This is a genomic window from Vibrio sp. QJM3NY_15, from assembly GCF_057785995.1.
On sequence record NZ_CM173517.1, the window covers coordinates 2812708 to 2824141 of the forward strand.

At 43.5% G+C, this 11434-nt stretch carries 10 protein-coding genes; 1 reads left to right on the top strand and 9 read right to left on the bottom strand.

Annotation, left to right across the window (positions count from 1 at the left end; genetic code table 11):
- Nucleotide 1 precedes the first annotated feature (1 nt).
- From bamA to rpsB, 9 genes are all read right to left on the bottom strand, one after another.
- Complete coding sequence (gene bamA, locus AC3CKG_RS12500) at nt 2-2407, bottom strand: outer membrane protein assembly factor BamA (RefSeq protein WP_488528418.1); 2406 nt, start codon at nt 2405-2407, stop codon at nt 2-4.
- A 48-nt stretch (nt 2408-2455) separates the two neighbouring features.
- Nucleotides 2456-3814, bottom strand: coding sequence for a sigma E protease regulator RseP (gene rseP / locus AC3CKG_RS12505; RefSeq protein ID WP_102459729.1), 1359 nt, complete (start codon nt 3812-3814; stop codon nt 2456-2458).
- A complete protein-coding gene (gene ispC / locus AC3CKG_RS12510; protein WP_102554689.1) occupies nt 3811-5019 on the bottom strand; it encodes a 1-deoxy-D-xylulose-5-phosphate reductoisomerase in 1209 nt (402 codons plus the stop codon). The genes rseP and ispC overlap by 4 nt, the downstream gene beginning before the upstream one ends.
- A gap of 50 nt (nt 5020-5069) precedes the next feature.
- Nucleotides 5070-5912, bottom strand: coding sequence for a phosphatidate cytidylyltransferase (locus tag AC3CKG_RS12515; protein ID WP_488528419.1), 843 nt, complete (start codon nt 5910-5912; stop codon nt 5070-5072).
- Nucleotides 5913-5927: 15 nt separating this feature from the next.
- Nucleotides 5928-6680, bottom strand: coding sequence for an undecaprenyl pyrophosphate synthase (gene uppS, locus AC3CKG_RS12520; RefSeq protein WP_029223474.1), 753 nt, complete (start codon nt 6678-6680; stop codon nt 5928-5930).
- A 98-nt stretch (nt 6681-6778) separates the two neighbouring features.
- Nucleotides 6779-7336 (bottom strand): ribosome recycling factor, encoded by a 558-nt coding sequence (gene frr, locus AC3CKG_RS12525; protein WP_029225913.1) that lies wholly within the window; start codon nt 7334-7336, stop codon nt 6779-6781.
- A 97-nt stretch (nt 7337-7433) separates the two neighbouring features.
- Entirely contained in the window at nt 7434-8165 is a 732-nt protein-coding gene (gene pyrH, locus AC3CKG_RS12530) for a UMP kinase (protein ID WP_009847418.1), read from the bottom strand.
- Nucleotides 8166-8322: 157 nt separating this feature from the next.
- Nucleotides 8323-9168 carry a translation elongation factor Ts gene (gene tsf / locus AC3CKG_RS12535; protein WP_017107181.1) on the bottom strand — a complete coding sequence of 282 codons (846 nt, stop codon included), beginning with the start codon at nt 9166-9168 and terminating at the stop codon, nt 8323-8325.
- 139 nt (nt 9169-9307) lie between these two features.
- Complete coding sequence (gene rpsB / locus AC3CKG_RS12540; RefSeq protein ID WP_032500394.1) at nt 9308-10039, bottom strand: 30S ribosomal protein S2; 732 nt, start codon at nt 10037-10039, stop codon at nt 9308-9310.
- A 458-nt stretch (nt 10040-10497) separates the two neighbouring features.
- Here rpsB and map point away from each other — a divergent pair, with 458 nt between their 5' ends.
- The gene (gene map / locus AC3CKG_RS12545; RefSeq protein ID WP_017110387.1) at nt 10498-11376 is read left to right on the top strand and encodes a type I methionyl aminopeptidase; all 879 of its coding nucleotides are present in this window, start codon (nt 10498-10500) and stop codon (nt 11374-11376) included.
- The last annotated feature ends 58 nt before the right edge of the window (nt 11377-11434 follow it).

Here is an 11434-nt window from a genome sequence, read left to right on the forward strand (position 1 = left end):
ATTAGAAAGTTCTACCAATGGTAAATGTGAAGAATTCCTCATCATCACCTTCGTAAATTTTAACTGGTTTCGCTAGAGAGAAAACCAGTGGGCCCATCGGAGACATCCACTGAAGGGCTGCACCATAAGATGAACGGTAATTGGTTGGATCTGAGTAATCGTAGTAGTACTGGCTGCCACTGTTAGGTGCGCCACGGTCTACGAACTCAGTATCCCATACACTTGCCATATCGAAGAAGACACTGGTTCGAATTTGGCTACGCGCTTCATCAGAAGCAAACGGTGTAGGTACAATTAACTCTAAACTCGCCAAAGCAACCGCGTTACCACCAACCGAGTCATCGGTAGCAGAATCGTATGTAGGGTTGTTACCCGTGCTGTTTCCGTAAACGGCTTTTGGACCAGCTGAGTTAGAACCAAAGCCACGCAGCGTTGTAAAACCACCCGCGTAGTAGTTCTCGTAGAATGGGAACAAGTTATCATTACCATCCGTTTGACCATAACCATTACCATAGCCTAATCGGCCACGCATCAATAGTGTGAACTCATGCTTTTTGGTCAGCGGGATGTAATGTTTTACATCGTACTGCGCTTTGAAGTACTTAGCATCAGAGCCCGGTACGGTCATTTTAGCAAAAGCACGTTGGTGGTTACCTTCTGTAGGGAAGAAACCACGGTTAAGATTGTTACGAGTCCAAGAGATATTGATATCGAAGTCATCGGTTAGGATGTGTTCGTCACCATATTGGTCAATACTTCTAGCGAACTGTTCAACTTGGATATAAGTCGGAACGTTACCGATCTTGTTGTGCGTGTAGCCTACGCCAAATTCGATACGGTTAAGCTCATCCACAGGGAAACCCCATGTTAGGCTCGTACCATAACTTTGGTTGGTATAGTCGACGATACCCGCTTCAGATGCTTCAAACTCGTTGTAGAAGATCTTACCGCCCAAACTCACACCATCAAGGTTCCAGTATGGGTCACGGTAGTCCAAGCTCACGTTCTTTTGGTAATCATTCATCATGGCACTTACGCCAACACGGTTACCAGAACCAGCAAAGTTGTCTTGTTGTAGGCCAACTTGGAAGCTCACACCCGATTCAGTGCCGTAGCCGACACCAAAGTTAATGCTACCTGAGTTTGCTTCTTTTACGTTGTAAACCAAATCGACTTGATCGTCACTACCAGGAACACGTACTGTTTGTACATCAACCGTTTCGAAGAAACCTAAACGGTTAAGTCGGCTCTTACCAGTATCAATCGATCGAGAGTTAAGCCAGCTGCCTTCCATTTGACGCATTTCGCGACGTAGAACTTCATCTTTAGTCGAGTTGTTACCCGTAAAACGAATATCACGAACGTAGATACGGCTGCCCGCTTCTACATTGATAACAAGCGAAACCTCATTGGTCTCATCATCGAATTCAGGAATAGTACGAACTTGTGGGTAGGCATAACCTGATTCACCAAGAATTCGCTTAACGCCTTCTTCTAAAGAAGTTACAGAAGAGCCGTTGTACGTATCGCCATCTTCAAATGGGACTAATGCATCAAAGTCAGCCTCACGGCCAATTAGCTCACCACGAAACGCGACATCTTTAACGGTGTATGCTTCGCCTTCATCAATACCCAGCGTGATGTAAACGCCTTTCTTGTCTGGAGAGATCGCAACTTGTGTCGAATCCACCTTAAATTTAAGGTAACCACGATCAAGATAGTAAGATTTCAGAGCTTCGATATCACCCGCTAAAACTTGCTTTTGGTATTTTTCATCCGCAAGGAAATTCCACCATGCAACATCTACGTTTAGGTTAAAACGGCTAAGAAGTTCAGCATCAGAATAGACTTCGTTTCCGATAAAGTTAATTTGCTGAATCTTCGCAGATACGCCCTCAGTGAACACAAACTTAAGATCAGAACGGTTACGTGGCAATGGAGTCACAACCGCTTTTACTGTCGCGTTGTATTTACCTACGCTGTAGTAAAAATCTTCTAGACCTTTCTCGATGTTACTCAGCGTTGTACGATCAAGCGCTTCACCTTCACGAACACCAGATGCATCTAGGTTCTGTTGAAGTTGCTCTTCTTTAATCGCTTTGTTACCCGAGAATGAAATGCTTGCGATAGTTGGTCGTTCTTTTACTTGAACAATCAATACACCTTCATCACGCAGTACTTTAACGTCCTCAAAGTTACCTGAAGCATATAATGCACGAATGATCTCAGATACATCGCCTTCTTCTACTTGATCGCCAATACGTACCGGCATTTTCAGTAGAGCAGCACCAAGTGCAACACGCTGTAAACCTTCGATCTTAATATCTTGAACTACAAAGTTTTGTGCTCCGTTCGCAGCCACACTAGTGGCCAATAGACTTGCGAACAGAATTTGCTTAATCGCCATACTTATTCTAATTATTCCTTGCTACTAACAATGTCTGTAAGAAACCATTTACAGACGAGTAAAATCGTTAAATATTGCCAGAGCCATCAAAGAGAAGATAATTGCACTTCCCAGTCGATACCCTATTTCCTGAACTTTCTCAGGGACGGGTTTACGAGTAATGGCTTCAATAGCGAAAAAGAGCAAATGTCCGCCATCAAGCATAGGCAGCGGAACCAAATTAATGATACCTAAGTTAACACTGATCAAAGCCAAAAAGCCCAAGAAGTAAACCAGACCATAATCGGCGGTTGTACCTGCACCTTTAGCAATCGAAATAGGGCCACTTAGGTTATTTAAGCCAACATCACCAACGATGAGCTTTTTAAGCATTGTCAGCGTCAAACCAATGATCTGACCTGTTTTATCAAATGCTTTTCCTACAGACTCAATTACACCAAATTGTAACTCAAAGCGATAATCTTCTGGCCATTCTGCGACTTCTGGAGCAATACCCGCATAGCCGATTGTGGAACCATCAGAAAGCTCTCGACTTTTTGGAGTAAGAACCAATTGCTGCTTCACACCATTTCGCAACACGTTGACGTTTATCGAGGTTTCCGGATTCGCTCGAATTAACTCAACTACCGATTGCCACTTTTCAATAGGTTGCTCATTAATTTCGACAATTTTATCACCCGCTTCGAATCCTGCAGAGTATGCAGCACCGTCTTCAATAATTTGAGCGAGCGTTGTCGATATTTCTGGCGAATACGGTCTAAAACCAAGCGTTGTCATTGCAGATTCAGTTTCTGGGTTAAACGACCAGTCTGAAATATCCAATGTCATTTGTTGCTCAAAGCCAATATCATCTGGAGAAGAAACCGTTACTGTCATGGATTGATCGCCGATATGTGATATCAAACCCATGTTTACTGATTCCCAATCTGCGGTTTTGATTCCTGAAATAGATTTAAGTTCCATTCCACTTTCAATTCCGGCTTGTGCCACGATAGATTGAGGAGTGACTTCTCCAATTACCGGTTTAACCGCGGGTACGCCGATCAAAAATACTAACCAGTACGCGAACACCGCAAAGATAAAGTTAAATGCAGGGCCTGCACCCACTATCGCTGTTCGTTTCCATAACGGCTTCTTATCAAAAGCGTATTGCTGCTCTTCGTCAGAAAGGTCGTCAACACGACCATCAAGCATTTTAACGTAGCCGCCTAATGGAATCACTGACAAGCTGTATTCCGTGCCATCACGGCCAACTTTGCTCCAGATTGATTTACCAAAACCAATCGAAAATTTTTCGACTTTTACACCACAACGGCGAGCAACCCAGAAATGTCCAAACTCGTGAACAGCGACCAGAATGCCAAGCGCTACAATAAAAGATGCGAAGTTCCACAGAATTCCACTCATGCTAGCTGCTCTTTAATAAATTGAATGGCTATTTGACGAGACATATTATCGAGCTCAAGAAGGCTTTCCAAGCTATCTAAGCCCTCAGAGTTATATTGTTCACATACTTTGCTCATAACATGCTCGTTAATGATAGCAATATCGGTAAACTTCACTTGATTGTTCAAGAAAGCATCGACTGCAATTTCGTTTGCCGCATTAATTGCTGTTGTCGCATGCTGACCTAAATAGCACGCTTCGATCGCTAATCTCAAACATGGGTAACGAGTTAAATCAGGCTCTAAGAATGTCAGTTCGCCAATCTTAGTAAAGTCCAACGGCTTCACACCCGCTTCAGTACGGTCAGGGTAAGACATGGTCAAAGCAATTGGCGTCGCCATATCAGGTTCACCCATTTGAGCCAGTACCGAGCCATCTTTGTACTGAACCATAGAATGAATCACAGATTGAGGGTGGATAATAACTTTGAGTTGCTCTTGAGAGGCATTAAATAACCACTTAGCCTCAATGTACTCTAAGCCTTTATTCATCATCGTAGCTGAATCAACAGAGATCTTAGGTCCCATTGACCAGTTAGGGTGTGCAATAGCACGAGCCGGTGTTACCGATTCTAACTCAGCAACATCCGTATAACGGAAAGGGCCGCCAGAACCCGTCAAGAGAATATGGTTGATACCGTTCTCTTCCAGATTACAACGACCTAGATTGGTTTGTACATTTTGCGGTAGGCATTGAAAGATAGCATTGTGTTCACTATCGACAGGAAGTAGCTCAGCACCATATTTTTCTACTGCGTCGATGAACAACTGCCCTGACATCACTAAGGCTTCTTTGTTAGCCAGTAAGATACGCTTGCCCGCTTTAACTGCTGACATAGTAGGAAGCAGACCTGCCGCTCCAACAATCGCAGCCATCACAGTATCGACTTCTTTTAAAGAAGCGACCTGACACATCCCTTCAGGGCCAGAGAGCACCTCTGTTTTAGGGTGGCTGGCAGACAAAATTTCAGCTAATCGAGACGCTGCATCTGGGCACGCCATAGCTACGTAGCTAGGGTTCCACTTTTCAACTAACGTCAACATCTTGTCGACATTCGAACCTGCTGCTAGTGCGACAACTGAATAGAGCGTCGGGTTTTTCTCAACCACTTTCAGTGTACTTGCACCGATAGAGCCTGTAGCACCAAGGATAGTTAGATTTCGCATCGCATATGACCGTAGAAATGTAATAAAGGGCAGAATCACTGCCCTTTTTATTAGAATGCTAAATAAAGCAGAGCAAAGACAGGGAATGCAGCCGTTAAGCTATCTATTCTATCAAGTATACCACCATGACCAGGAATCAGATTACTGCTGTCTTTGACCCCGGAAACACGCTTAAACATGCTTTCAACAAGGTCACCAAGAACAGAGATAACAACCGTCACGAGGGTGATAACAATCATGTGAAGAGGACTGGTAAACTGGATATCAAATAAATCAGCAAAGATCCAAGCCACGATCACCGCAGTAATAATACCGCCAATAAGACCTTCAATCGTCTTATTTGGGCTTACCGCTGGCGCCATTTTACGCTTACCAAAGCTCTTACCTGAAAAGTATGCGCCGCTATCTGCAGCCCACACGAGCAAGCAAACAAACATCACTAGCTTTGCACCATGATAAGGATCCGCATCGATACCGTTAGCGCGCAGAATCACCACACTCCAAAAGAATGGCAGCAGAGTAAGTAGCCCAAAGCCGTGTCTAAGAATAGAAGAGTCTTTCCATGCAGGCATAGACTTAGGATAAGTCACCGCCATACCACTCGCTATCACCCACCAAATCGAACCAATACTAAGAATGGCGTAGTGAGCACTAGAAAGGTGATTAAGGCTAAATGCATCAAAAGGGATAAAAGCAAAACTGGCAGCACTCACCACAACCGTTGGAATCAACGCTAAATAACGCGATTTGCTTTCAACAAACTGAGTCCACTCCCAAAAGCCCAATAGCGTAATTACCGCTAATGAAAGTAAAAATGTGGGAAGTGATAACTCGAAAATACCTAGAATAACTAGGGGAGCCAAAATCAACGCCGTAATAATTCGTTGTTTCAAACCAAAAAATCCTTATTAACTGTCCATCAGAGCTTTAATCTGTTCACCCGTGCATCCAAAACGACGCTCACGGTTTACAAACCAAGTCACAGCTTCTACTAAGCTGTCTTCATTAAAGTCTGGCCAGAATTGTTCAGTGAAATACATTTCAGCATAAGCCAATTGCCAAAGCATAAAGTTGCTAATGCGACATTCACCACTGGTGCGAATCAGCAGATCAACTTCAGGAATATCAGACATTGTTAGGTGCTGTGTAATCATAGCTTCATCAATGTCTTCTACATTAATATCGCCAGACTTTACCTGTTGAGCAATAGAGGTCATTGCTTGCTGAATATCCCACTTACCGCCGTAGTTAGCCGCAATATTGATAACCATACCGGTATTGGCGTTAGTCAAAGCCTCGGCTTCTTCTATCTTCTTTTGTAGTCGATCATTGAAACGACTTTTATCACCAATAACACGAAGTTGTAGATTATTTTTATGAAGCTTTTTTACTTCACTAGAAAGGACTGAGATAAACAGTTCCATCAAAATACCGACTTCTTCTTCTGGTCGACGCCAGTTCTCGCTGCTAAATGCAAAAAGTGTAACAGCTTTGATGCCAAGTCTGGCAGCAGAAGAGATGGTTTTTCGAACGGCTTGAACACCGTTTTTATGGCCAAAGACGCGAGGCTTGCCCTGAGCTTTTGCCCAGCGGCCATTACCATCCATAATGATAGCAATGTGTTTAGGAAGAGAGTCTGTGAACGCTTGAGAATTATGCATAAAAGAGTGAATCAAATTCTAATAGTCGAACAGAGTAGCATAAAAAAACGCTGAACAGTGAGTACAGCGTTTTTCCGGTAAGTAAAGAATATGGGAAATTAAACTTCCATCAACTCTTTTTCTTTCGTAGCTAGAACTTCATCTACGTTCTTAACAGCAACGTCAGTTAGCTTTTGAATTTCGTCTTGTGCTTTACGATCTTCATCTTCAGAAATTTCTTTGTCTTTCAGAAGTGCTTTAAGATCGCCATTCGCGTCACGACGGATGTTACGGATAGCAACACGGCCACCTTCAGCTTCGCCACGAACGATTTTAACTAGGTCTTTACGACGCTCTTCCGTTAGCGGTGGAAGTGGAACACGGATAACTGTACCAGCAGACATAGGGTTTAGGCCTAGGTCAGACGACATGATTGCTTTTTCAACAAGAGGCGTCAGTGTTTTATCAAATACAGTGATCGCTAGAGTACGTGCGTCTTCAGCAATAACGTTAGCAACTTGGGTCAAAGGCGTTGGTGCACCGTAGTACTCAACAGTCAGACCAGAAAGTAAGCTCGGGTGTGCACGACCTGTACGAATCTTTTGCAGGCTGTTTTTTAGTGCATCAACACTTTTTACCATGCGCTCTTGAGCGTCTTTTTTGATTTCGTTAATCACAATTTCACCTTGATTATGTTCTTTCTTCAAGAAAGCTTTTTATTTGGAGTGATAAGGATAAGCTTACCAAAGTGTAAACCTCAGTAAGCCCGAAAAATTAGTCAGCATCGCTGATTAATGTACCTTCAGTTTCACCCATAACCACGCGGCGTAGTGCGCCTGGTTTATTCATGTTAAATACACGGATTGGCATTTTGTGATCACGTGCTAGCGTAAATGCAGCCAAATCCATTACTTTCAATTCTTTCTCAAGAATCGTGTTGTAAGACAAAGTATCATACAGCTCTGCGTCTGGGTTTGCTACTGGGTCAGCAGTAAATACACCATCTACTTTCGTCGCTTTTAGAACTACGTCAGCTTCGATTTCGATACCACGTAGACACGCAGCAGAATCTGTAGTGAAGAATGGGTTACCAGTACCTGCAGAGAAGATCACAACGCGACCTTGACGTAGTTGGCTGATTGCATCTGCCCAGTTGTAATCGTCACACACACCTTTAAGAGGGATTGCAGACATTACACGTGCGTTTACGTAAGCACGGTGTAGAGCGTCACGCATTGCAAGGCCGTTCATTACCGTTGCAAGCATACCCATGTGGTCACCAACAACGCGGTTCATACCTGCTTCTGCAAGGCCTGCGCCACGGAAAAGGTTACCGCCACCGATAACAACACCTACTTGAACACCTAGTTCAACCAATTCTTTTACTTCTTGAGCCATACGATCAAGGATCGTCGGGTCAATACCAAAACCTTCTTCGCCTTGTAGTGCTTCACCGCTAAGTTTTAACAGAATACGTTGATACGCCGGTTTAGGGTTCGTAGTCATGGAGTTTACCTTCCAAAGAGTTGATGATTAACAGTCATGGATAAAAACTGATTAGCTCAGTTCGCATTCATAACAGCTAAAAGCCAAAAATAATTCACTATTCATAAAAAGACCGCAGCATTTGCCACGGTCTTTTTTTCAATCAATACGCTAAGGATTAACCTTGTTGTACCGCTGCAACTTCGTCTGCGAAGCTCATTTCAGCAGCTTTCTCGATACCTTCACCAACTTCTAAACGAACGAAGGTAGTAACTGATGCGCCTTTCTCTTTAAGAATGTCAGCAACAGTTTTCTTAGGTTCCATGATGAAAGCTTGACCAGTAAGAGATACTTCGCCCGTGAATTTCTTCATACGGCCGATAACCATTTTTTCAGCGATCTCTTGTGGTTTGCCTTCGTTCATAGCGATTTCTACTTGAACAGCTTTTTCTTTTTCTACTACGTCAGCAGGTACGTCAGATGGGTTAACGTACTCAGGCTTAGAAGCAGCAACGTGCATAGCGATGTGCTTAAGCGTTTCAGCTTCGCCTTCACCAGCAACAACAACACCGATTTTCTCGCCGTGACGGTAAGAAGCTAGTGCAACACCTTCAACAAGCTCAACACGACGGATGCTGATGTTCTCACCGATCTTAGTTACTAGAGCGATACGTGCGTCTTCAAACTTAGCTTGAAGAGCAGTGATGTCTAGACGTTCAGCTAGAGCCGCTTCAGCAACTTCGTTAGCGAATGCAAGGAAACCTGCATCTTTAGCTACGAAATCAGTTTGGCAGTTCACTTCAAGAAGAGCAGCAACGCCAGCTTCTTCTTTAATGATGATTGTGCCTTCAGCAGCAACGTTACCAGCTTTTTTAGCTGCTTTCGCTGCGCCAGATTTACGCATGTTTTCAATTGCTAGCTCGATGTCGCCTTCAGCAGCAACAAGCGCTTTTTTACATTCCATCATGCCCGCTGCTGTGCGTTCACGAAGTTCTTTAACTAGAGCTGCAGTTACAGTTGCCATTCTCTATTCCTTAGTAAATTCTAAAAAAGATAAAAAACAGGGGCCTAATTAATTGGGCCCCTGATATTGACTGTATTCAGTCCGTTAAGCCATCGATTATGACCGCTTAATATGAACTAAATATGGCTCAGAGCCGCTATTATTCAGCTTCTACAAAACCGTCTTTTTCAGCAGCTACAGCAGCAACATCTTTGTTACGACCTTCTTTAACCGCGTCTGCAGCAGCGTTTAGGTAAAGCTGTACTGCACGGATTGCATCATCGTTACCTGGGATAACGAAGTCAACGCCGTCTGGGTTAGAGTTAGTATCAACTACAGCGTAAACTGGGATACCTAGGTTGTTTGCTTCTTTAACTGCGATGTGTTCGTGATCAGCATCGATAACGAAAAGAGCGTCTGGAAGGCCGCCCATGTTCTTGATACCACCAAGAGATTTCTCTAGCTTCTCCATTTCACGAGTACGCATTAGAGCTTCTTTCTTAGTAAGCTTGTCGAAAGTACCGTCTTGAGCTTGCGCTTCAAGTTCTTTCAGACGCTTGATAGACTGACGAACAGTTTTGTAGTTCGTTAGCATACCGCCTAACCAGCGGTTGTTAACGTAGAACTGGTTGCTGTTGATAGCAGCTTCTTTAACAGCTTCAGATGCAGCGCGCTTAGTACCAACAAAAAGAACTTTACCTTTCTTCTCGCCAACTTTAGCAATTTCAGCTAGAGCTTCGTTGAACATTGGTACAGTTTTTTCTAGGTTGATGATATGAACCTTGCTACGAGCACCAAAGATGAATGGCTTCATTTTTGGGTTCCAGTAACGAGTTTGGTGACCGAAGTGAACACCAGCTTTAAGCATATCGCGCATTGATACAGTTGCCATTTTAAAATCCTCTATGGGGTTAGGCCTCCACACTCCCCATGAATCCGACCCCTAACAACTAACCACTTTTTCAGCCGTTATCTGTGTTGTTGAGGCACCCCGGAACATGTGTCGGAATGTGTGTGATTTAAAGATATAAGTTAGTGGACACGAAGCTTGTTTCGCCAATTGGAGAAAACAGTCCTGATGTCCGGCGCGCTTTATACCATATTTTGTCCATCTATGGCTAGAAAAAAATATAAAAATGGCGGTTGCTATACTGATCTTTGATGCTGTATTTCTCTTATAAATAGTACCAATAACGCAACAGGCTATCGGCTTAAAGTTGAACACTATTCAATCACGCTTAGTAGTATCCACCAGCATTATATGGGTATCAGAATGTTGCGCTAAAATGCTGCACTGCTAGAATAGCCCCAATATGCACACTTAGGTGCTACCAAATTAAGAGATATGCAATGGCTGTAAAAATTAAAACTGCTGAAGAAATCGAGAAAATGCGCGTTGCCGGCAAGCTGGCTTCTGAAATTCTAGAGATGATTGAACCTCATATCCAAGTAGGTACAACGACAGAAGAACTGAATAAGATCTGTCATGAGTACGCTCTAGAAAGAGGCGCATACTCAGCACCACTTGATTACCACGGTTTCCCTAAGTCAATCTGTACGTCTATCAACCACATCGTGTGTCACGGTATTCCAGCATCACAAGATGAGACTGGTAGCACAGGTCAATTCAAACCTGCAGTATTGAAAGATGGCGACATTCTAAACGTTGATATCACTGTGATTGTTCCTGATGACGAAAATGCAGATCTAAGCACTCGTCCACAAGGCTACCACGGTGACACATCTAAGATGTTCCTTGTGGGTGAAGTTTCTCCAGCAAACAAACGTCTATGTATGGTTGCTCAAGAAGCACTTTACGAAGGCATGCGCCAAGTAAAACCTGGTGTTCAGCTTGGTCAAATCGGTACCGCTATCGAGAAGTACATCAAAACCAACAATAAGAACAACCCACGCGCTAAGTTCTCTATTGTTAAAGATTACTGTGGCCACGGCATCGGTTCTGAATTCCACGAAGATCCACAAGTGGTTCACTACAAAAATAGTGACCGTACCGTACTGAAAGCTGGCATGTGTTTCACAATCGAGCCAATGATCAATGCTGGTAAGTTTGGCTGCCGTCTTGATGACGAAGATAGCTGGACAGTGTACACAGCAGACAGCAAGAACTCTGCACAGTGGGAACACACACTGGTTGTAACTGAGACAGGTTGTGAAGTACTAACACTACGCAGCGACGATACGATTCCACGTATCATGAAGAACGCTTAGTTCAACAAGCTGAATACATCAGACTTTTAAAAATATCCTCGCATTGTCGGGGATATTT